Origin of the sequence: Microcystis sp. M049S2, from assembly GCF_020245625.1 — a bacterium.
In the GTDB taxonomy this organism is placed as follows: domain Bacteria; phylum Cyanobacteriota; class Cyanobacteriia; order Cyanobacteriales; family Microcystaceae; genus Microcystis; species Microcystis ichthyoblabe_A.
This window is the reverse complement of sequence record NZ_JADBUN010000249.1, coordinates 1-22,874: the sequence shown is the minus strand read 5'-3', so window position 1 is coordinate 22,874 and position 22,874 is coordinate 1. Positions and strand designations below refer to the sequence as shown.

The following is a 22,874-nucleotide window of genomic DNA, read 5'->3' as shown; positions in this document are numbered from 1 at the left end:
TGCCGCTTAAATAAAGAGGTTTTGATAACCAAATTAAAGCAGCTCTAAAGAGTTTTGAGTTAAAAGTTAAACTTCAAGTTTTCATTCAGGACGAATGTACTGATTAACTAATTTTTTTGGGAAAATTAGTTAACCCATCATCATAACATATAATTAATTTGCAAGAGTTCTATTTATGGCTCTTCTGGTTTCTGTGTGGAAACGAGGTCTATACTGATAGTTTCTTCTTTCAAAATAGTCCTAAAAGTCCTGACCAGTAAGCATTTAACCTTACATAAGCAAAAATTATCACACAAATTTGAGAAGAGCCCAGAAGGTAAGAGGTAGTTAGATATGTGTAATTAATTTTGCTTAGGTACTTATCATCCAATTCCGCTGTATAATTTCCTCCACTAAAATCAAGCTTATCCCTTTAGCTTTCACAATAGGTTTAAGCAACTGAGGAGGTTTCGTAGCAAACACAGCAGCAGATATTTCTGGTTTTAAATCCTGGCGACGCTGTACCCCCAAATATCCACCCTGACGGCGTAACTCTTTATCCTCAATATACTTGTGAGCCACATCATAGAAACTCATTTCCCCTAGCAAACCCTAATTAATTTCTAAAAAATCTTGCAATTTTTGTAGATAAATAGGGGCATCTTCTAACATGGGGAGGTGAGCAGTATTAGCCATCTCCACATACTGGATATTATTATTCAAATCCGCCGCCATTTTGCCCATTTTGGCAGGAATAATAATGTCTTTTTCCCCTGATACTAAAAGAGTTGGTATCTTAATCTCAGCAAATTTACCAGGCATAATTTCCACTGCTTTTTTACTCACAGATGTATAAATTGTGCCTAGGGCGGCCTCGTAATCTGCCGCTAAAAAATCTTCTAAAAAAGCAATTCTTTCTGATTTTGGGATTGATCGATGCAAAAATCTCGCCATAAATAATCGATCGGCAAAAGGTACTTTTAAAAACCAATCATAACGAAACTGTACCACATACTTACCGAATTTATGGAAGGCAGCAAAAGCCGCTTTATTATACTCAAAAATGCCATTACAGGTTAAAACTGCTTTGACCACTCTTTCGGGGTACATAGTAATAAAAAAAGTCGCCACCGATGCCCCCATAGAGTGACTATTGAGATAGACTTTTTCAATTTCCAAACTATCTAAAAACAAGGCCAAATCAAGGGCATATTCTTCTAAATCGTAGGAAAGATCGGGGGATTTTTCTGGCAATTTAGACCGACCAAAACCCCGCATATCGTACAATAAACAATCAAAGCGATCGCAAATTGCCGCAGCAGTCGATCGCCAATAGCGTCCCGATCCTCCCCAACCATGAATAAACACCATCACTGGCTTTTTCTGGGCAGATTCCGATTGCCGAATCCACTCGTAATAGTGGGGAACACCGCGAACAGTGATTGTTTGATCGATTATTTGAGTTTTCATGATAGTTAAATACCTAGCCATCCTCGTAAAGAGTTTTGCAAACGTCGCGCATCTGTGTCCGATAGTCGTCCGATTCTCTTAAGGAGTAAATCTTGTTGGATTGTGTATATCCCCCGCTTAACGGCCGTCGGCACATTCAATCCCTCGTTCTCCCAATCTTCCAGCAAAAACTCGCCCTCCAGTAAATTATTGATGCGACTGGTAAGGGGAACCAGAAAAACATCCCGTGAACGGTGAGGAGAACTAACAATGATAACCGGTCTGATTTTAGCGTCCGCTAAATCTGAAAAAGGATAACGAACGAGAACGATTTCAAGCTTCGAGTAATCGTTCATAGATGTCGTCTTCCAGATTATCCCAAATCTTAGCCAGTGCAGTTTCGCTGACTTTTTGCCAGAAATCCGAGTTTGTCTCCTCCGGGATGAGGGTGACTAAAACCCTAGTACCCTCTGGAATCGGCACGGATTCGAGGAGTTCGATCCGGCCTTCTTTGATGATCGCGGGAACGGTGTTCAGCATGGTTAACCTCGATTTTTCCCCTTAAGCGGATTCTTGACTGGGTATAGAGGAAGGATGAACCAATAGCTCTGCCGTGGAACGTTTTTCCACCATTTCGCGGGTGATTAAACAGCGTTTCACGTCTTTGCGCGAGGGCAATTCGTACATGACATCGAGCATTAATTCCTCGACAATACCCCGTAGGGCCCGGGCCCCGGTTTTGCGACGATAGGCCTCTTGGGCGATCGCTAGGACGGCATCAGATTTAAACTCTAACTGTACATTGTCCATCTTCAACAGTTTTTGATACTGTTTCACCAAAGCGTTGCGGGGTTGCGTCAGGATAGCGATTAAAGCTTCCTCATCCAGGGGTGACAGTGCCGCTAGAACGGGAATCCGACCGACAAACTCCGGAATCATGCCAAATTTGACTAAATCATCGGGAGTCATTTGTTTTAATAACCCTGCCGCTACCTTATCCTTACTAGCTTGGCCATCTCCCGGTTGAATAAAGCCCATGGATTTTTTACCGAGACGCTGATCGATCACCTTATCTAAACCAACAAACGCCCCACCGCAGATAAACAGGATATTGCTGGTGTCAATCTGAATACAATCCTGATAGGGGTGTTTGCGGCCGCCTTGGGGGGGAACATTGGCGATCGTTCCCTCTAACATTTTCAGTAAAGCTTGCTGTACCCCTTCTCCGGACACATCTCGGGTAATCGAGGTATTTTCGCTCTTGCGGGCAATTTTATCGATTTCATCGATGTAGATAATGCCTCGCTGCGCCTCTTCCACGTCTAAATCTGCCACTTGTAACAGACGCAAGAGAATATTTTCCACATCTTCCCCCACATAACCGGCCTCGGTTAAAGTGGTGGCATCGGCGACAGCAAAAGGTACATCGAGGATTTTAGCCAGAGTTTGAGCTAGAAGGGTTTTTCCCGATCCTGTGGGACCAATTAACAGAATATTAGATTTTTGCAGTTCGATGCTATCTTCTGGACTACCGCCACCGGCTTTTTGGGTTTGGATATCTTTGAGGCGTTTGTAATGGTTATAAACGGCCACAGAAAGCACTTTTTTCGCCTCATTTTGACCGATAACGTAGTCATCGAGGTATTTTTTAATCTCTCTGGGTTTGGGAATTTGTTCCCAAGTGGTTTTGTTTTGGCCCGATCGCCGTTTGTTGGGACGTTCCTCCACTGGGGCGACCGGACTGGGCGGTTCCATCAATTCCTCATCGAGAATTTCGTTACACAGTTCCACACACTCGTCACAAATATAGACCCCCGGCCCGGCGATTAATTTTCGCACTTGTTCCTGGGATTTGCCGCAAAATGAACACTTGAGGTGGGAGTCGTACTTAGACATAGTTTATTTACAGGGAAGTAACGGGAACGGTAGGATCGGGCAGTTCGGGACGGGAAATCACCAGATCGATTAACCCATATTCTTTGGCTTCGACGGCCGACATGAAAAAGTCCCGTTCGGTGTCATTGGCGATGCGATCGTAGGGTTGACCGGTGTGGTGAGCCAGCATGGTATTGAGTCTCTGTTTAATATAGAGGATCTCCTTGGCTTGGATGGCGATATCACTAGCTTGACCTTGGGCGCCGCCGAGGGGTTGGTGAATCATGATCCGGCTACTGGGTAGGGACATCCGTTTACCTGCCGCGCCACCACAAAGCAGGAATGCTCCCATACTAGCGGCTAAACCGAAACAAATTGTCGCCACGTCGGGGCGAATTTGTTGCATGGTGTCGTAGATAGCTAGTCCGGCATAAACGGAACCACCGGGGGAGTTGATATAAAGTTGGATATCCTTTTCGGGATCTTCTGCCTCCAAGTAGAGGAGTTGGGCGACGATCGAATCAGCGACCTGATCATCGACGGGGGTTCCCAGAAAGACAATTCTCTCGCGCAGGAGTCGAGAATAGATATCAAAAGCCCGTTCACCCATGCCAGACTGTTCGATTACCACGGGTAAAACGTTAGCTAGGGAGTTTCTCCCCGTGTTGGCGTAGATAGCAGGGCGACAATTACTGGTAATTGGGTAGTCAGGTGATCTCGATTCGAGCATAATTTTTTCGGTTCCGCTATCACAATCTTAGGGTTTTTGCTTGGCTGTGGAGCTTTTACTGGCAAATGTTAAGCATCTTTAGCACTTCTGTCCATCTATTATGCCCTAAGTTTCCCCCGGTTGGCAGGAATCAGTCATCAGTTATCAGTGATCAGTGATCAGTTATCAGTGATCAGTTATCAGTTATCAGTTATCAGTTATCAGTTATCAGTTTTAGACACAGCAAGCCTTTTAGGGATTTAAAGAACATTTAAAAGGGGGTTTTTGGGGCAATTCTGAGTGTACTATCATGCCTAAAAGCCTGAAGACTCGTAAAATGAACTTGTTAATCCCGTTGAATTTTACCCCGTATTACGTGAACTAAAACCTGAAACCCTTGCTACAGCGCAAATTTAGAATTGCTGAGTTATCAGGGAATGGGGGGATGGGGGAATGGGGGAATTCAACTAATACCCCAACACCCCAACACCCCAACACCCCAACACGACTGCTAACTCCTTACGGTTATTCTTCCTCAGCCTCAGCTGCCAACACTTCCACTTCGGTGAATGCGAAGGTTTCTTCCGTTTCCTCCTCCTCGCTTGTTTCTTCCTCTAGGGAACCTTTGGGGACGAGGGTGATAGTAGCTTTTCCTTTCAGCCATGCCAGGGTGTTTTCCGCCAGGATTTCTTCGGTGATCACCTGTTCCAGACGCTGCCTATCTATGTCGCGATCGGACAATTGGGCCATGATATTAGCGATTTTTTCCGTTACCGCTTCGGGACTGACTTCAATGCCGGCGACTTTAGCCAATTCCTGCACCACCAGAGTCTGTTTCAGACTTTCGATCGCATCGGGACGGGTGCTTTCCCGCATTTTGGGAATATTATCTTTTGTAAACAACTGGTTGACATCTAGCCCCATTTGTTGAAATTCCATGAAGCTTTGGGTCAAAATATGCGTCACTTCCTTTTCGATCAGCGTCTCCGGTAAATCTAAAGTCGCACCTTTGACCAATTCCTCAGTTAAGGCCTCATAAATGCTGTCTTTGGTTTCCTTCTCCGCTTGTTCTTGGAAACGTTTCTCTAAACTTGCTCTTAATTCGGCGATTGTCTCCTGATCGCTGACTTCTTGGGCAAAATCGTCGTCAAGCTCTGGTAATTCCTTTGCCTTTAACTCTTTCATCGTAATGGTAAAAATTACCGCTTTTGCTGCCACATCTTCTTTGGGATAATCTTCTGGGAAAGTTAAAGTCATCTCTTTGACTTCTTCCGGTTTCATGCCGACAATTCCTTCCACCATCCCCTCGATAAAGCGTCCTGCTTCCATATCCACCCGCAGATCTTCGCCGTCAATATCCGGGATATCCTCGCCAGTTTCGACGGATTTTCCCCGATAATCAACGATCGCCACATCTCCCAGCTGCGCCCCGCGATCTTCCACGGGAACCAATGTCGCTAACTGTTCTTGACGCTCTTTAAACCAATTTTCCACGGATTCGGGATCATAAACGGTTTCTTCGGCAGTAACGCTCAGATTTTCGTAATCTCCGAGAATAATTGTCGGGGCCACATCCACGGAAACTGAAAAAGTCAAAGCTTTACCCGGTTCATAGGCAGCGATCAAATCCTCAAACTGAGACAATAGCTGGGGATTACCCAGGGACTCGATCCCCTCCTGTTTTAGGGCAGATTCGAGGCAATTTTCGATTAATTCCTCAATTACTGCCGCTTTTACCGCTTTAGTTCCCAATCTTTGCAGAAGAATCTGACGGGGAACCTTACCGGGGCGAAAACCGGGTATATTGGCCGACTTCGCTAAATTATTTACCACTTTCTCGTGGGTGTTTTTCGTGGTTTCGGCGGGAATTTCAATTTCTAAACCTATCTGACTGGCAGGAAGCTTTTCCTGAATAACTTTCATTGATTTTTCTAGCTCTTACGACAAGGAACGTTTATAATAGGGTGAGCGGTGTTTACGCCTGCGGTGAATCCGTCCCGCTCATGATATTCTAGGGGAATAGCTGCAGTTGTTCCCCAAGCTGTCACAATCTTTTTATTTTAGCGGTCAATGGGGTATATTTAATTTATTCCGTCCTTGGGGCAGTTAAGCCCAATCAGAAAATTTTGCTGATCAAAAGCCGATCAATCCAAGCTTGAGAATAACTCGGTGGACAAAAAAGATTTTTTACTTTAACGATTTCTTCGGATCATCATCACCCAACTCGTCAGGAGGTCACACAATTTGAGTCAAAAAGTACGGGTCGCTATTTTAGGGGCCACCGGGGCCGTGGGAACGGAATTACTAGAGTTATTAGCTAGTCGTCATTTCCCTCTCGCTAGTCTAAAATTACTGGCTTCTGAGCGTTCTGCTGGAAAAACCCTCGATTTTCGGGGCGAAAGTCTCCTCATCGAAGCGGTAAACGAGCGATCTTTTCAGGACGTGGATATAGTTCTCGCTTCTGCGGGGGGGTCCACCTCGAAAGCTTGGGCGAAAACTATTGTCGAGTCGGGTGCGACGATTATCGATAACTCCAGCGCTTTTCGCATGAATCCCGAAGTGCCTTTAGTTGTCCCGGAAATCAATCCCGACAGTGTGGACAATCACCGGGGCATTATCGCTAATCCCAACTGTACGACAATTCTTTTAGGAGTGGCGATCTGGCCTCTCCACCAAGTACAGGCGATCGAGCGAGTAGTAGTTTCTACTTATCAGTCCGCTAGTGGTGCTGGAGCGCGAGCCATGGAGGAGGTAAAACAGCAAGCGCAAGCAATTCTTGATAATCGGCAACCTCCCACTAATTCCTTCCCCTATCCCCTCGCTTTTAATCTTTTTCCCCACAATACCCCGATTAATGGCCAAGGGTACTGCGAGGAAGAAATGAAAATGGTCAACGAAACCCGCAAGATTTTTGCTTGCCCAGAGCTGCGGGTTAGTGCCACCTGTGTGAGGGTTCCCGTGCTGCGGGCCCATTCGGAATCGGTTAACCTAGAATTTAGTCGGCCTTTTTCTGTGGTGAAGGCTAGAGAAATTCTTCAGTCCGCTCCGGGGGTAAAATTAGTGGAAGATTGGGACGCTAATTATTTTCCCATGCCAATTGATGCCACCGGTCGTGATGAAGTATTAGTGGGACGCATTCGTCAAGATATATCCCATCCTAACGGTCTAGAATTGTGGCTATGCGGCGATCAAATTCGCAAGGGTGCGGCTTTAAATGCTGTACAAATTGCGGAACTTTTAGTCAAGAAAAATCTCGTCGGTTCAAGATTAGCAACAGTTTGATAATTAAGCGATCAGCCATCAGCTAGATCGAGGCGATAATAACTAGACCTCTGGTAAAAATCAAAAATTGTTGTTAGGGTTAGGAGCCAGTAGTCAGTAGTCAGGAGGATTAAGAATGAATAATAATCAATTAAATGGTCTATTTACAGATTTTAGGCAATTTAATCCTTATTTTTGCCGTTTTTGAACCCTCAAAAATTAATTATGGAAGAGGTTAACTAGAAAAATAGCTAATTAATCGGATAAATAAAGTCTGATTGTTGATCGCTCAAAAACCGATAACAAAGACCGAATCTAAAACTTAATTTGTTAAGCTGAAAGCATCGACGTACTTAGTTTCTAACCTTCTTTTTAGGTAGGGGGATTGCCAGATTCTTTCTTTTGCCTCTTGCCTTCAGAAACTGATAACTGATAACTGATAACTGATAACTGAATCAATGAGTGAAACATATTTTGGACGAGTAATTACGGCGATGGTGACACCCTTCACTGTCGAGGGCCAAGTTAATTATGCTATGGTAGAAAGATTGGCCGATTATCTAGTTACCCACGGTAGCGATGGTATAGTGGTCTGTGGGACGACGGGAGAATCACCCACCCTAAGTTGGCAGGAAGAATACGAACTATTTAGTATTGTCAAAAAAGCGGTTAATGGTCGGGGAAAAGTGATTGCGGGGACGGGTTCTAATTCCACTTCCGAAGCGATCGAAGCGACCCAACAGGCTGCTAAACTGGGTTTAGATGGTTCTTTACAAGTGGTTCCCTACTACAATAAACCTCCCCAAGAGGGTTTATATGAGCATTTTTGTGCCATTGCCAAAGCTTGTCCCGATCTGCCAGTGATGCTTTATAATATCCCTGGTCGTACTGGTCAAAATATGACCCCAGAAACGATTATTAAACTGGCAGCAGTTGATAATATTGTGGCGGTAAAAGAAGCTAGTGGTAATTTAGAACAAACCTGTAAGATTTACTGTCATACTCCTGAAAATTTCGCTATTTATTCCGGCGATGATTTTCTCACCTTACCCCTAATGACCTGTGGTGCGGTGGGAGTGGTCAGTGTTGCCAGTCATCTGGTGGGAGAAGAAATCCAAGGGATGATTCAAGCTTTCTTAACTGGAGATGCTGCCAAAGCGATCGAGATTAATTTGAAATTATTTCCCCTGTTTAAAGGTTTATTCTGTGCCACTAATCCAATTCCAATTAAAGCGGCCTTAAATCTAGTCGGTTGGGAAGTGGGGGGTCTAAGACTTCCTTTATGTTCCTTAAGTCCCGAACTAGAAGAAGGATTAGCAAAAATTATGCGAGAATTGGCTTTAATCTAGAAAAATACTAGAAAATTTGGCTAACTAAACTAGGATTTTTTCGAGAAATAGGTTATAATGTTAATAGCTTCACTAGAATAAAAGAAATATAGTTTAGAACTGCTAGAAAGTATTGATACTAAGTGACTTTAACTAGGTGTTATTTCCCTAGTTAGACTTATTCTAACTATTCATTTTTTGAGATTTCCCGTCCACAAAAACCACCTGAAAAATCACCATAACTTACCATCAAAGGATACCTAATGAGTCAAGATAAAACCCAAGCAAAACTAAAGATCATTCCCCTAGGAGGATTACACGAAATCGGCAAAAACACCTGTGTTTTTGAATACGATGATGAGATTATTCTCTTGGATGCCGGTTTAGCTTTTCCTTCCGATGATATGCACGGGGTCAATGTAGTGCTTCCCGATATGACTTATCTAAGAGAAAATCGCCATAAAATTAAGGGTATGATCGTCACCCACGGTCACGAAGATCATATCGGTGGCATTCCCTACCATCTCAAACAATTTGATGTACCAATTATCTACGGTCCGCGTCTAGCCATGGCCTTATTGCGGGATAAATTGGAAGAAGCAGGATTAGCAAATCGTACCAAATTAGAAACCGTTGCTCCTCGGCAAATGGTGCGTTTAGGTAAATCTTTCACGGTGGAATATATCCGCAATACCCACTCGATCGCCGACAGTTTTTGTGTAGCAATTCACACTCCTTTAGGGATAATTATTCACACAGGAGATTTTAAAATTGACCATACTCCCGTCGATGGCGAATTTTTTGATCTGCAAAAAATTGCCGAACATGGCGAGAAAGGGGTGCTATGTTTATTGAGTGATTCCACTAACGCAGAAGTACCCGGTTATACTCCCTCGGAAGCTTCCGTTTATCCCGGTTTAGAGCGGGTTTTTAACCAAGCAACGGGACGGATTATGATCACTACCTTTGCTTCCTCGGTGCATCGGATTAATCTGGTGTTGAAATTGGCCCAGAAATTTAACCGGAAAGTGGTGGTAGTGGGTCGATCGATGTTAAATGTCATCGCTCATGCGCGTAATTTGGGGTATATAAAATGTCCCGACGATCTATTTGAACCCTTGAAAGCGACCCGCAATTTAGCCGATGAAAAAATCGTTATTTTAACCACAGGATCCCAGGGGGAACCTTTAGCGGCCATGACGCGGATTTCTAAGGGTGAACATCCTCATATTCGCGTGCGTCAGGGAGATACGATTGTCTTTTCCGCTAATCCGATTCCGGGTAATACGATCGCTGTGGTCAATACAATTGATCGCCTGATGATGCAGGGTGCTAACGTAGTTTACGGACGCGATAAGGGAATTCACGTTTCCGGCCATGGTTCCCAAGAAGACCATAAATTGATGCTATCTTTGACCCGGCCGAAGTTTTTTGTGCCAGTGCATGGAGAACACCGAATGCTGGTCAAACACGCTCAGATGGCCCAAAGTATGGGTATTCCCGCCGAAAATATGGTAATTGTCAAAAATGGTGACACGATCGAGTTAACTAGCGATCGCATTGGCCTCGGCGCACCAGTGCCATCAGGAATCGAGTTAGTTGATCAAGCGGGTGTAGTCCACGAACACATTATGCAGGAAAGACAACAGTTAGCCGAAGATGGTGTGATTACGATCGCCGCCTTCGTTAACGCTGAGGGGCAATTAAGCGCACCTCCAGAGATTAATTTGCGCGGTGTGGTGACAAAAGTGGAAATCTCGCTGCTGAATCAGTTAATTATTCGGGCGATCGAACGCTGTTTAAGCGATCGCATCGGTGAATTTAAAACTGCGACGGGGGACCCAGATTGGGCCGGTTTGCGGGACGAAATCGAGACGACTTTGCAACGTTTAATCAAACGGGAGTTAAAGAGTCAACCTCTAGTGATTTTCCTCCTGCAAGCGGCGGCAACGGAACCAGCGAACAATCGTACTTATCGCCGCCGTCGTCCCGCAGCTACCATGGCCTCCTAATAGCAGTGGGACAGGAGACTCCCAGACAGGAGACTCCCAGACAGGAGACTCCCAGACAGGAGACTCCCAGACAGGAGACTCCCAGACAGGAGACTCCCAGACAGGAGACAGGAGATTATTTTTATTTATCCTTCCCATCCCCCCACACCCCACTTCCCCACTTCCCCACTTCCCCACTTCCCCACTTCCCCACTTCCCCACTTCCCCACTTCCCCACTTCCCCACTTCCCCACTCTCCCACTTCCCCACACCCCACACCCCACACCCCACTTCCCATTGATAACTGACCATGTTCCATGCTGCCGATTTGCGATCGCTGCTGACCGCCGTTGCCAGGGGAGAAATTAACCCGGAGACAGCCTTAGATAAACTTAAACATCTGGCCTTTGAACCGGTGGAAGACTTTGCTAAAATTGACCATCATCGTCAATTAAGAACGGGATTTCCGGAGGTTATCTGGGGACCGGGTAAAACCACCGCTCAAATCGCCCAAATTATCGGTGTATTGCGTCAAAATAGTCCCGTGGTTATGGCCACCCGCATTGAAGCAGAGATAGCAGCCCAGCTACAGGAACAGGTAACAGACTTAGTTTATTATCCCTTAGCCCGCATCTGTGCCATTGCCGCAGCCGCTCCAGAAAATCCCCCAAAAGGGATAATTTCCATCCTAACGGCGGGAACTGCCGATATTCCCGTAGCGGAGGAGGCGGCGGTTACTGCTCAATTATGCGGTTTTGCCGTGCAGCGTCTCTGGGATGTGGGAGTAGCGGGAATTCATCGCCTCTTGAATCATCGCCATCTACTGGATGCCGCCGATGTGTTAATTGTTGTTGCGGGAATGGAAGGAGCCTTACCAAGTGTGGTAGCGGGATTAGTTGATCGCCCGGTGATCGCCGTTCCCACCAGTATCGGTTACGGAACCAGTTTCGGCGGTATTGCTCCTTTGTTAACTATGCTCAATTCCTGCGCGGTCGGCATCGGTGTGGTTAATATAGATAATGGTTTTGGGGCTGCCATGTTAGCCGGCCAAATTTTACGCACGGCGGCCAGATTAGCTTAGATTTTTACTCATCTCCGACTGGAAATCCTATACAGTTGGTATAGGGATAAACTACTTTGAAAAAGAAGCCGATATGCACCTAAGTGAAATTACTCATCCCAACCAGTTACATGGTTTATCACTCCGTCAATTAGAAGATATTGCCCGTCAGATTCGCGAAAAACACCTCCAGACGATCGCCGCTACCGGTGGACATTTGGGACCCGGGTTAGGAGTTGTAGAACTAACGATCGCCCTTTACCAAACCCTCGATCTCGATCGAGATAAAGTTCTTTGGGACGTGGGACACCAAGCTTATCCGCACAAACTCCTCACCGGTCGCTATAACGATTTTCACACCCTGCGCCAAAAAAACGGCGTTGCGGGCTATCTAAAACGTTGCGAGAGCAAATTTGACCATTTTGGGGCTGGACACGCCTCCACGAGCATTTCTGCGGGGTTAGGAATGGCTTTAGCCCGGGATGCCAAGGGGGAAGATTTCAAGGTGGTATCGATCATCGGGGACGGCGCTTTAACCGGAGGTATGGCCCTAGAAGCGATTAACCATGCTGGACATTTACCAAATACCAACATCATGGTTATCCTCAACGATAACGAGATGTCCATTTCCCCCAACGTCGGGGCAATTTCCCGCTATCTCAACAAAGTTCGTCTAAGCGAACCCGTCCAGTTTATTGCCGATAATCTCGAGGAACAATTTAAAAATCTACCCTTCTTCGGTGACTCCCTCACTCCCGAAATGGAACGAGTCAAAGAAGGAATGAAACGGTTAGCAGTTCCCAAAGTTGGCGCAGTGATTGAGGAATTGGGCTTTAAATATTTTGGCCCGATTGATGGTCATAATATTCCCGAATTAATCGCCACTTTTAAACAGGCCCATAAGGTCCACGGACCGGTTTTCGTCCACGTTGCCACCGTTAAAGGCAAAGGCTACGAATGGGCCGAAAAAGATCAAGTGGGTTATCATGCCCAAAATCCCTTTAATTTAGCCACGGGTAAACCGATTCCCTCCAGTAAACCGAAACCTCCCGCTTATTCCAAAGTTTTCGGGCATACTCTCACTAAATTAGCGGAAAATGACCCGCGCATTATCGGTATCACCGCCGCTATGGCCACCGGGACGGGATTAGATAAATTTCAGGCAAAACTACCGAAACAGTATATCGATGTGGGAATTGCTGAACAACACGCCGTTACTCTCGCTGGTGGTCTTGCTTGCGAAGGAATGCGCCCGGTTGTCACTATTTACTCTACTTTCCTACAGCGGGCTTTTGATCAGATTATTCACGATATCTGCATTCAAAATCTACCGGTTTTCTTCTGCATGGACCGGGCCGGTATTGTCGGGGCCGATGGACCGACCCACCAAGGGATGTACGATATCGCCTACCTGCGTTGTATCCCCAATATGACCATTATGGCCCCGAAAGATGAGGCGGAACTGCAAAGAATGGTCGTAACGGGGATTAATCATACCAGCGGCCCCATTGCCATGCGTTACCCCCGGGGCAACGGTTTAGGGGTTCCCCTGATGGAAGAGGGTTGGGAAGCTTTACCCATCGGTAAGGGCGAAATTCTCCGCAGTGGTGATGATATTCTCCTGTTAGGATACGGCACTATGGTCAACACTTCCCTACAGGTGGCCGAAATCCTCAGCGAACACGGTATCGAAGCCACAGTGGTTAATGCTCGTTTTGTCAAGCCCCTTGATACAGAACTTATCTTTCCCCTTGCCCAACGTCTTGGTAAAGTGGTGACTTTAGAAGAAGGTTGTTTGATGGGTGGTTTTGGTTCTGCGGTTTTGGAAGCTTTACAGGATGCTAATATTTTAGTTCCGGTCAAGCGTTTCGGGGTTCCCGATAAATTAGTGGACCACGCAACACCAGAGGAATCCTTCGCTGATTTGGGTTTAACCAGTCCCCAGATTGCCCAACAGGTTTTAGCGGCATTTTTTAGCCAAAAACAAACCGCTAACGTCGGTTAAAATCTCAAGATTAGCTTGTCCAGTTTTCCCGAAAAATTAGGGAAGACTGGCTTTTTTTGGTCTAGATAGGGCGAAGCATTCGGACAATAACCTATCGCTGAAACCGTAGATTTTCTATCCGAATGCTTCGCCGTACTTTGGTGGTGATTCGGTAGTAGTGATGGTGGCTTAATCCTTTGCTTTGCTGTGCATTGTAGTCATGGATAAAATACCAAAGGGTTCCCCAACGTGATTCTCCATTTTTTTAGAGAAAGATAGACTCTCTCTCACCAGCCGAGAAATCCTTTGTCGAAAGGTATTATACTAAATCCGTTGAGTACAGGCTAGTTATGAGGAGAGGCAAGAGGCAGAAGGCAAGAGGCAAAAGGGGGAATAAATAATCAGTTTTTAATAACCGAATTTAGTATGATATTTGAGTAAGCCAGACAGGAGCCAGAAAAAGATATTTATCAGAAAAGTCATGATCAAGCTAGAGGTTTAAAGACTGATCGGGTTCCAATTACTTTTATTAATAAATATTTTACACAATTCATACCAGGTAAGCAAGAGGGCTACGGCACTACTACCGAATCATTACCGGATTTTATTCCCCCCGTTCACTCCAATGGCTGGCACTTTCATGCAATTTAATCCTTATTTTTGCTGTTTTTGAACCCTCAACAATTAATTATGCAAGAGGTTAAATATAGAGTTTCCTAAGCTAGTGAGGTACACATATTTTTCTTCCCTTTTGACTTTTGCCTCTTGCCTTTTGCCTAAAACCCATAACTTTTGTACCTCAGCAGACTGAAAAACGCTATAAATACTCTGATTAAGCATAGAGGTAAGAAACATCGCTCGTCCATACTTTAAATTTTGTTAAATTTACTTGACCAAAAGAAGTTGTTAGGGCAGCATCGACCGCATCTAAGCCGCGAGTCATTAAAATTCGCCCGATTCTGGGGGTGTTATGACGAGCATCGAAAGTGTACCATTGATGGTCTAAATAGACTTCAAACCAAGCACTAAAATCCATCGGTAGGGGTTGGGGAGAAATGCCGATATCTCCGAGATAGCCGGAGGCATAACGGGTGGGAATATTGAGGCAACGGCAAAAAGTCAAAGCTAGGTGATTAAAATCGCGACAAACCCCCGTTCTTTCCCGATAGACATCATAGGCGGTTTTTGTCACTCGCGCGTATTCGTAACCAAAACGAATGTGACTATAAACCCAATCACAAACCGCTTGTACTCTTGCCCAACCGGGGGGAGTTTGTCCGAAAAGTTCCCAGGCAATTTCCGAAAGCAAATCTACTTCACAATAACGACTACTCATTAAGTAGGGAAAAACTTGGGTTGGTAACTCTGTTAAGGGAATTTCTTGGGCATTCCAATTAACGATGTCGGGTTTCCATTCATTTTCGATAACTGCTTCATTGTAAATGCGGATCTGTCCGGCGGGTAAAATTAGACGACTGGTTCGATTACCGAAGCTATCTAAAAATTCCTCTATTTTTGTTGCTGGTTCCACCTGCAAATTTTCCGATTGTCTAACTTGATTTAAAATTGAGGGGTGTAGATAAAGTTTTAACAACATGACCACGGGTAAGGGGGCATCAAAGCCAAATTCATAACCAACATGGATTAACATTAGGACTCCTATCTAAATGAAATTTTGTCAGGATTGGTAGAGATGAAACGCCAATAATCGCCAGACTGAAAAAAGTTAGGCCCGACTACTTAGTTAAAAGTTTGAGGAGAAAGTAATAGCCAAGCTGAAAACCGATAAGCTTTGTACAGAGTTACTTTTATTATAAACTGCTTCAAATAAAAGCTTTGTAACTTTGAACACAAGCCATCGGTAGGATTAGATCTATCGAAAAGAGTCCGGGGTGGATGGTTCCTCTAATAGACGGATTTCAATGGGGATGTAGGCCAGTTTAGCAAAAATCTTTTGTTGATAACTGACGGGCCACCATTCGTAAAGAAAAATTTCTAAAGGTCGCCAGAGGGCCACCCAACCACTAATTAATAATCCTTCTTCTAAGAAGTGAATAAATGTATCGGTGCCGAAACGACTAATTAATTCGCTGAGACTCAAACAAACAAAAAGAAAGGAGAGGCCAATTAGCAAAGATATGCGTCCCTGTCGCCAAATCATGCGTAATTTTCTTTGTTCTACCTGTTGGCGATAGTCAAAATAATTATGTAACGCTGAGGGTAACAGATGTCGGGCGGTGTTTTGTTCTGTACTGGGGAGATAAAAGACTAATTTAAGGGGAGTATTTAGGGGAAATTCATCCACAGAGTTAATAATATAGTTTTCGGCGTTATCGTCTAAATCTCTATCTAAGAATGGCGAAGGATCGAGAGAATTAAAGACTTGCTGTAACTGATTAAGTTTAATTTCAATTAAGTAAGTTCCTTCCTCCTCTCGATAATAGGATTGTAATTTATTTACAAGTCTAGACATTAGTTATTAAGGTTAAGCAAATGGGGTGAACTGACACAACTAAAATCTACTACCAGAAGTTACTTTATCTTGCTCATACAGGCTGAGAATTGAGCTATCTCTGAGAATATTTTAGCTGTATCAGTCCCAGATCATTAATTCAATTTAGCGACCAAAACCAGCGTACCAAAAATAGGTAACCATGGGGATTACTGTGGCTAAAACCAGTAAAACTATCACCCAAATCGTGGCGTTTTTATCGTCAGTTTCTTCTGCGGTAGTAAAGGTACTTTCGATATTAATTGTCGCTACTTCTGGCGGTCCGGGATCCGCTTCTCCAGAAAGTACCGCCGTTAGACGACGACTAGCATCGAGTAAAGCTTGATTATATTTTCCCCCATCTTTGAGGGGAACTGCCATAGTTTCCGAGAGGATACTATCGGCAATAGCATCGGTTAATAGGGGTTTTGCTTCCTCGCCAACCCGCATAGCAGTTTTATTGGTTAAAGTATCAAGGACGATGATAGTTTGATTAGTCCGATCTTCAGGATTAGGATACCATTCTCTCAGGATATCATCAGCTAAATTGTCAATTTTTTGACCGTAATCCAAGCGCCGGACTACCACCATTCTCACTTCCTGGCCGGTTTTTTCGGCGAGGGTTTTCAGATCTTTATTTAATTTTCCTTCGTTAGCGGCACTAATGGCCGCAACGGGATCGACCACATAAGTGGGCGCTCCGGGGCTTAAAATGGGGAGGTCATAGACTCCCATGGCAGCAGCTGGTGACAGGGAAACACCCAAGGCTACACAGCAGGAGAGAAGGAGAGAAGCTAATAATTTGAGCATATCGATTCGGTAAAATTCCTATAGAACATAATAGGGGAAAAGTTTACTGTTTTTTGAGTCGGGAGACGGGAGACGGGAGACGGGGTGATGGGGAAGTGGGGTGATGGGGAAATTCAACTAATACCCTAAAACCCTACAACCCCAACACCCAAACCCTTTTAACTGATAACTGATAACTGATTATGAGTGATTTTGAGGAACTAGAGTCTAAAAAACGGGAGTTAGAGGCTGTTATCCAGTCTTGGCAGCAGGAAAGGCAGAGTTTTAGGCAAATTCAGCAGGAATGGCAGGAACATAAGGAACGTTGGCAATTAATCCTGCAAGGGGGTAACGACGGGATTTGGGATTGGAATGTCAGAACGCAAACTCTCTTTGTCTCGCCGCGCTGGAAGGAGATGTTAGGCTATAGTGACGGGGAAATTGCCAATCATTTCGATACATGGAAAAATTTACTACATCCTGAAGATCTTGATCGAATGCTTAACTGTTTGCAAGCATATCTTCACCAGGAAATTCCCGAATATCGAGCCGAATTTCGTCTCCTCTGCAAGGATGGCAGTTATAAATGGATTTTAGCCCGGGGTGAGGCTCTCTGGGATGAGTCGGGGCAGCCTCTACGCATGGCAGGTTCCCACACGGATATTAATGAGCGCAAAAAACGGGAAAAAACCCTAGAAATGCAGGCCTATCGCGATAATTTGCTCTCGCGGGTGACAAGATTACTAATTGCTCAAGATATCCACTTGGCGATCAATCATACCCTAGAACTGCTCTGTCAATTTACCCAGAGCGCTCACTGTTACATTATTCAATATTCCACCTGTCGTCAGCAGTGGAGTATGGTTTATGAATACTGTCACCCCGACTATCCGCAAGTTACCCCGATTCGGGAACAATCACAAAATCTCTCAACGGAAACCTTTCCTTGGTTTTCTGAACAATTATTAAACGGTATTCCAGTTAAACTGAACTCTTTAGACGATTTACCCGCTACTGCTATCCCTGAAAGAGCTATTCTCGCTCATAGTCCTACTCCCTGTCTCTTAATCGTTCCCATGTGGGATAGTTGTGGGGTAACGGTGGGTTATCTGGGATTGGATGCAAGTGCAGAAAAGCAATGGACAAAGGAAGATGTCACCTTTGTCCGGTTGCTGGGAGAATTAATTGCGATCGCACAAATTAGGTATGAAGCGGAAAAAGAGTTAAAAGAGGCTAAAGAAGCGGCAGTTAAAGCAAATAAAGCTAAAAGTGAGTTTCTAGCTAACATGAGCCATGAATTACGCACTCCTCTTAATGCTATCTTGGGTTTTACTCGCTTAATATACCGGGATAGCAGTATCAGCAGTGAATATCGCCAATATTTGGAAATTGTCAATCGTAGCGGGGAACATTTATTAGAGTTAATCAACGATATTCTAGAAATGTCGAAGATAGAAGCGGGAAGAACGGTTTTTAACCCTAGTAATTTCGATTTATACGCTCTTTTAGATAATATTGCCGAAATGCTCCGTCCACAAGCGCAGGCAAAAGCTTTAAGCTTAATTTTTGATCGCAGCTCCGATCTGCCCCAATATATATGTACTGATGAAAGTAAATTGCGACAGGTGTTCATCAATCTCTTGGGTAACGGATTAAAGTTTACCGAGTCGGGAGGGGTAACTCTCCGGGGAAAAGTAGGAGAGAAAAGAGGAGATTACCAGCGATTGCTCTGGGAAATTGAAGATACAGGCGCAGGAATCGCCCCAGAGGAGATTTATAAGCTATTTCAACCCTTTAACCAAACGGAAACGGGACGAAAATCCCAACAGGGGACAGGATTGGGTTTACCTATCAGTAAAAAATTTGTTGAGTTGATGGGGGGTGCGATCGGAGTTAGTAGTATTCTGGGTCAAGGAAGTGTTTTTAGTTTTGATATTCAGGTAGGTTTAGTGGGGGAAAATGAGATTAAAACCGAAACCAATAGGGCAAAAGTGATCGCTTTAGCCGAAAATCAGCCTAAATATCGCATATTAGTCGTCGATGATCGACCAGAAAGCCGTTTACTGTTGCTGAAACTCCTGACTAGCCTAGGATTATCCGTGCAAGAGGCTGCTAATGGTCAAGAAGCGATCGCAATTTGGCAAGCATGGCAACCTCATCTTATCTGGATGGACATGAGAATGCCAGTTAAAGACGGTTACGAAGCAACTAGGGAAATTCGGCGGTTAGAGGCTGATAATCGCGGAAAAACGGTGATAATTGCCCTAACTGCCAGTGCTTTTGAAGAAGATCGCGCCTTGGTTATTGCCGCCGGTTGTGATGATTTCGTGCGTAAACCTTTCCGAGAGGAAGTTATTTGGCAAAAAATGGGCGAATATTTAGGATTAAAATATATTTATGCCGATAATGAGCCAAATCAGCCCAATTATTCGCCAGTTTTCCTCGATTCCCTGCAATCCCTATTAAAATTAATCAGTCCCGACTGGATTGGACAATTGCAACAAGCAGCCCGAGAATGTGATGATGAAAAAATTATCGCCCTAACCGCAGAAATTCCCTCCGATTATGCTACCCTTGCCCAAGGTTTACAACAGTTAGCCGGAGAATTTTCCTTTGATGCGATCGAAACCATAATTAAAGATTTAAACATATCTTAAGAGAGTATTTTATCCATACCTCAAAAACGTGATATTCTAAAGGCATAAATCCCTAAATATGGCAATTTTAAAGGATGAAACTGTTAAAAATGCTCGTCGGTACTTTCCTAATACTACCGATTTTTTCCGTTCATGCTCAAGTCCCCTCGCTTCCCCCAATCAAGCAAAATTCCCCCAATCTTGGTGATCTACCGAATGATCCCACCCAGCAGAGAAATTGGGTTTGTAATCGAGGGGATCAACGCATTGCCGTGGCTGCTAAAGAAGTGCAAGGTTGGAAAGAATTAATTGAAAAACAAGGTTGGCAATGTGGTGAAGGAAATGCCGATATACCCGCTCAAACTCTCGGCTTTTCCTGTGAACCAGAACAAGCCATCGGCATCTTGACAGTTTACTGGTTAAATGGTAGTAATGGTCAACAACAATTAAGCCAATGGCGAGATAAATTAGCGGCACAACAGGGGATGGTTTGTACCATTAATAACGTGCGGTTATTTGATACTCAAGAAAATATACCCAATCCATCACAACCATGATTAAATTAGCAGTTTTGCCTCAATCTATCCTCCTGGGTATCAGTTTACTATTAAACAATTCTCTGCCCTTACTTGCCCAATCTGCACCCCTGAGCGTGGATAATTTAAGAAATACCGTCTATAACATTCCCAATCGAGGTTCCGTAATTGTCAGCGATGGTATTTTTCAATCCAATGAGGGACAAATTTTAGGAGTGCAAGTCAGTCGAGAAGCCTTGATGGGGGACTATAATAATGATCAAAGGACTGATGGTATTGTCGTATTAAGAGTGATTACCAGAGAGCAACAGCAATTACATTATTTAGCCCTAGTGATCGATAATAACGGTACTGCCACTAACACCGATACTGTCCTGTTAGCCGATCGAGTAATTGTCGATAATCTTAGTGCTAAAGATGGTACGATCACCGTCAATATGAGAAGATTTCTCCCCCGGGATCCTTCCTGTTGTCCGTCGGGAGTTATCACCCAACAATTTGCGATTAATTCTAGTATTAATCAATTGACTTTACTGAGTACAAACGAAAGTCAACCCACCACCCCAAATGTGCAGGTAGTACCCGCTTCTCCCCTGAGAATTAATAATAGTAATCTCCCCTTTCAACCTCCCGCTGGGGCCATCCAAATCCGCTTTTAACCCTGTTTTTGGTGCGTTAGCACAGCGTAACGCACCTTATCTTTTTACTTAACAAAAAATGCCCTACAAATATCCCATCCAACGCTGGTATATTGCCGCAACTAATTCCGAAAAAATCGAGGGGTTAGCGCGAGAAATGGGATTATCATCCTTATTAGCAACTATCTTAATTAATCGCGGTATTGATACCCCCGAATTAGCTAAAACTTATATAGATCCTGAAGTGGATACCTTACCCTCTCCCCTGGGGGAATTTCCCGACTTAGAAAAAAGTGTCAATTTATTAGTAAAAGCGATCGCCAGAGGCGATAAAATTGCTATCTGTGGGGACTACGATGCCGATGGCATGACCAGTACATCTTTACTGCTAAGAGCCTTGAGACATCTCGGCGCTAGGGTAAATCATGCCATACCCAGTCGCATGAAAGAGGGATACGGAATTAATCAGCGCATTGTCGAAGAATTTGCCGAGTCGGGAGTCGGATTGATTCTCACCGTTGATAATGGTATTTCCGCTCACGAACCGATCGCCCTAGCGATAGAATTAGGATTAAAAGTTATTATCACCGATCATCACGATCTGCCGCCAATTTTACCAAATGCCTCCGCTATTCTCAACCCAAAATTATTAACCCCGAACTCTCCCTATCAGGGATTAGCGGGGGTGGGAGTCGCCTATATTTTAGCGGTGACAACTGCCCAAAAAATGGGTAAATTACAGGGATTAACCGAGTCATTATTATCATTATTTACCCTAGGCACTATAGCAGATTTAGCCCCATTAATCGGGGTAAATCGTCGCTGGTTAAAACGGGGTTTAAGAAAATTACCCAAATCCCAATTAGTCGGGATTCAATCCCTCATGCAAATAGCGGGAATTAGCGAGGAACAAAAGCAATTACAACCGGATGATATTGGCTTTAAATTGGGACCGAGAATTAATGCCATTGGCAGAATTGGTGATCCCCAGATAGTTATTGAATTATTAACCACCGATGACGCAGGAATTGCCTTAGAAAGAGCGATGCAGTGCGAACAAATTAATCGTACCCGTCAAGAATTGTGCGAAAAAATTGAAGAAGAAGCGATTAAATTAGTAGAGGAAACGCCGATTCTCTGGCAAAAAGATCGGGTTTTAGTCTTAGTCGAAAAAGATTGGCATCATGGGGTAATTGGTATTGTGGCATCCCGTTTGGTGGAACGCTACGGAGTGCCAGTTTTTATCGGTACTTATGAGGAAGAAGATGCGGGTAAAATTCGCGGTTCTGCCAGAGGAATTGAAGAATTTCACGTTTTTGAAGCCCTGCAATTTTGCCAAGATTTACTAGGAAAATTTGGCGGTCATAAAATGGCGGGGGGTTTTAGTTTACCCACAGCTAATTTACTAGCATTTAAACAAAGATTAAGTCAATTTTCTCACAAAATTTTACAAATAGAACAATTAAAACCTTTAATCAAAGTTGACACTATCCTAGACTTTAAACAAATAAACCTGCAACTTTTTCAACAAATTGATAGTTTGCAACCCTGGGGAATTGGGAATGAATTACCCGTTTTTTGGACTCCTAACGTGCGAGTAGTGGAACAGAAAACTATCGGAAAAAATCATTTAAAATTATTGCTGGCTCAAAGGGATGATACCAGAATTAAAGCCCTAGCATGGCGTTGGGGCGAATATTGTCCTTTACCAACTCGTTTAGATATTGCCTATAAACTCAAAGAAAATACTTGGAATGGTAATACAACCATAGAAATTGAATTAGTGGGAGTGCGATTACCCCAAGAAAATGATAATATTAAAAAAGCAATTTTTATGCACGCCGATAAAATGTATCAATGTAGTTTTTGGGTTGATTTAAATGAGATTCGCATCAAAAATGAACAGGGCGATATTTTAGTCGTGCAGAAAGGGCAGCGCATTGGTTTATTAGGCAAAAATCGGCAACAAGCTAGAGAAGTCAACGTGACTGAACCCCGTTTTTATACTTTAATTAAAGTTGCCATCAAAGCTTTGGCTATCTAGGGCTGGCTGAATAAATCTAATACCAAATCCGTTTTTAAGTAGGGAGGCACAATTATTTGTAGGATGGGTTAGCGGTAGCGTAAACTATGCGGGCGTTGGGTTTC

General features: G+C 44.1%; 20 protein-coding genes and 1 pseudogene. 9 read left to right on the top strand and 12 right to left on the bottom strand.

All coding sequences use genetic code 11. The features are described 5' to 3' along the window. Window positions 1–351 precede the first annotated feature (351 nt). From IM496_RS19540 to tig, 7 genes are all read right to left on the bottom strand, one after another. On the bottom strand, window positions 352–576 hold the full coding sequence (locus IM496_RS19540; RefSeq protein ID WP_139374415.1) for a peptidylprolyl isomerase: 225 nt from the start codon (window positions 574–576) through the stop codon (window positions 352–354). Between the two features lie 15 nt (window positions 577–591). Further along, window positions 592–1,449 (bottom strand): alpha/beta fold hydrolase, encoded by an 858-nt coding sequence (locus IM496_RS19535; RefSeq protein WP_287662987.1) that lies wholly within the window; start codon window positions 1,447–1,449, stop codon window positions 592–594. A 5-nt stretch (window positions 1,450–1,454) separates the two neighbouring features. After that, window positions 1,455–1,784: a type II toxin-antitoxin system PemK/MazF family toxin gene (locus IM496_RS19530; protein ID WP_016516286.1), complete on the bottom strand. Its 330-nt coding sequence runs from the start codon at window positions 1,782–1,784 to the stop codon at window positions 1,455–1,457. Further along, a complete protein-coding gene (locus IM496_RS19525) occupies window positions 1,762–1,968 on the bottom strand; it encodes a hypothetical protein (RefSeq protein WP_002797389.1) in 207 nt (68 codons plus the stop codon). Before IM496_RS19525 ends, IM496_RS19530 begins: the two co-directional genes overlap by 23 nt. Window positions 1,969–1,989: 21 nt before the next feature. Continuing rightward, on the bottom strand, window positions 1,990–3,324 hold the full coding sequence (gene clpX, locus IM496_RS19520; RefSeq protein WP_287662985.1) for an ATP-dependent protease ATP-binding subunit ClpX: 1,335 nt from the start codon (window positions 3,322–3,324) through the stop codon (window positions 1,990–1,992). Between the two features lie 7 nt (window positions 3,325–3,331). Further along, on the bottom strand, window positions 3,332–4,033 hold the full coding sequence (gene clpP, locus IM496_RS19515; protein ID WP_002736918.1) for an ATP-dependent Clp endopeptidase proteolytic subunit ClpP: 702 nt from the start codon (window positions 4,031–4,033) through the stop codon (window positions 3,332–3,334). Window positions 4,034–4,537: 504 nt separating this feature from the next. Further along, window positions 4,538–5,935, bottom strand: coding sequence for a trigger factor (gene tig / locus IM496_RS19510; RefSeq protein ID WP_104395800.1), 1,398 nt, complete (start codon window positions 5,933–5,935; stop codon window positions 4,538–4,540). Between the two features lie 321 nt (window positions 5,936–6,256). On the opposite strand from tig, the gene IM496_RS19505 reads away from it, so the two are divergent. The 3 genes from IM496_RS19505 to IM496_RS19495 all read left to right on the top strand — a co-directional run bounded on the left by IM496_RS19505 (window position 6,257) and on the right by IM496_RS19495 (window position 10,613). Then, complete coding sequence (locus tag IM496_RS19505) at window positions 6,257–7,294, top strand: aspartate-semialdehyde dehydrogenase (RefSeq protein WP_194015039.1); 1,038 nt, start codon at window positions 6,257–6,259, stop codon at window positions 7,292–7,294. Window positions 7,295–7,731: 437 nt separating this feature from the next. Beyond that, window positions 7,732–8,622, top strand: coding sequence for a 4-hydroxy-tetrahydrodipicolinate synthase (dapA, locus tag IM496_RS19500; protein WP_287662983.1), 891 nt, complete (start codon window positions 7,732–7,734; stop codon window positions 8,620–8,622). A 242-nt stretch (window positions 8,623–8,864) separates the two neighbouring features. Then, window positions 8,865–10,613: a ribonuclease J gene (locus IM496_RS19495; RefSeq protein WP_287662981.1), complete on the top strand. Its 1,749-nt coding sequence runs from the start codon at window positions 8,865–8,867 to the stop codon at window positions 10,611–10,613. Between the two features lie 121 nt (window positions 10,614–10,734). Here the strand turns inward: IM496_RS19495 and IM496_RS19490 are convergent, their stop codons facing one another. Next, window positions 10,735–10,911, bottom strand: a complete 177-nt coding sequence (locus IM496_RS19490; protein WP_287662980.1) for a hypothetical protein — start codon at window positions 10,909–10,911, stop codon at window positions 10,735–10,737. On the opposite strand from IM496_RS19490, the gene larB reads away from it, so the two are divergent. Continuing rightward, the gene (gene larB, locus IM496_RS19485; RefSeq protein WP_287662979.1) at window positions 10,903–11,673 is read left to right on the top strand and encodes a nickel pincer cofactor biosynthesis protein LarB; all 771 of its coding nucleotides are present in this window, start codon (window positions 10,903–10,905) and stop codon (window positions 11,671–11,673) included. The two genes, IM496_RS19490 and larB, sit on opposite strands and share 9 nt — an antisense overlap. 73 nt (window positions 11,674–11,746) lie before the next feature. Beyond that, entirely contained in the window at window positions 11,747–13,657 is a 1,911-nt protein-coding gene (gene dxs / locus IM496_RS19480; RefSeq protein WP_002803695.1) for a 1-deoxy-D-xylulose-5-phosphate synthase, read from the top strand. 187 nt (window positions 13,658–13,844) lie between these two features. On the opposite strand, the pseudogene IM496_RS19475 reads toward dxs, so the two are convergent. The 4 genes and pseudogenes from IM496_RS19475 to psb32 all read right to left on the bottom strand — a co-directional run. Continuing rightward, window positions 13,845–13,954 (bottom strand): annotated as a pseudogene (locus IM496_RS19475) (IS1 family transposase); the annotation flags it as partial. A gap of 514 nt (window positions 13,955–14,468) precedes the next feature. Beyond that, window positions 14,469–15,287 carry a transglutaminase-like domain-containing protein gene (locus IM496_RS19470; protein WP_194015045.1) on the bottom strand — a complete coding sequence of 273 codons (819 nt, stop codon included), beginning with the start codon at window positions 15,285–15,287 and terminating at the stop codon, window positions 14,469–14,471. A 222-nt stretch (window positions 15,288–15,509) separates the two neighbouring features. Further along, a complete protein-coding gene (locus IM496_RS19465; RefSeq protein ID WP_287662977.1) occupies window positions 15,510–16,109 on the bottom strand; it encodes a hypothetical protein in 600 nt (199 codons plus the stop codon). A 144-nt stretch (window positions 16,110–16,253) separates the two neighbouring features. After that, window positions 16,254–16,937, bottom strand: a complete 684-nt coding sequence (psb32, locus tag IM496_RS19460) for a photosystem II repair protein Psb32 (RefSeq protein WP_287662976.1) — start codon at window positions 16,935–16,937, stop codon at window positions 16,254–16,256. A gap of 182 nt (window positions 16,938–17,119) precedes the next feature. Between psb32 and IM496_RS19455 the strand changes: the two genes are divergently transcribed. The 4 genes from IM496_RS19455 to recJ all read left to right on the top strand — a co-directional run bounded on the left by IM496_RS19455 (window position 17,120) and on the right by recJ (window position 22,770). Then, window positions 17,120–19,573 carry a PAS domain-containing protein gene (locus tag IM496_RS19455; protein WP_194015051.1) on the top strand — a complete coding sequence of 818 codons (2,454 nt, stop codon included), beginning with the start codon at window positions 17,120–17,122 and terminating at the stop codon, window positions 19,571–19,573. 74 nt (window positions 19,574–19,647) lie between these two features. Continuing rightward, window positions 19,648–20,109, top strand: a complete 462-nt coding sequence (locus tag IM496_RS19450) for a hypothetical protein (RefSeq protein ID WP_194015053.1) — start codon at window positions 19,648–19,650, stop codon at window positions 20,107–20,109. After that, complete coding sequence (locus IM496_RS19445) at window positions 20,106–20,747, top strand: LppP/LprE family lipoprotein (RefSeq protein ID WP_194015055.1); 642 nt, start codon at window positions 20,106–20,108, stop codon at window positions 20,745–20,747. The genes IM496_RS19450 and IM496_RS19445 overlap by 4 nt, the downstream gene beginning before the upstream one ends. A 58-nt stretch (window positions 20,748–20,805) precedes the next feature. Then, on the top strand, window positions 20,806–22,770 hold the full coding sequence (recJ, locus tag IM496_RS19440) for a single-stranded-DNA-specific exonuclease RecJ (RefSeq protein WP_287662975.1): 1,965 nt from the start codon (window positions 20,806–20,808) through the stop codon (window positions 22,768–22,770). Window positions 22,771–22,874: the final 104 nt, after the last annotated feature.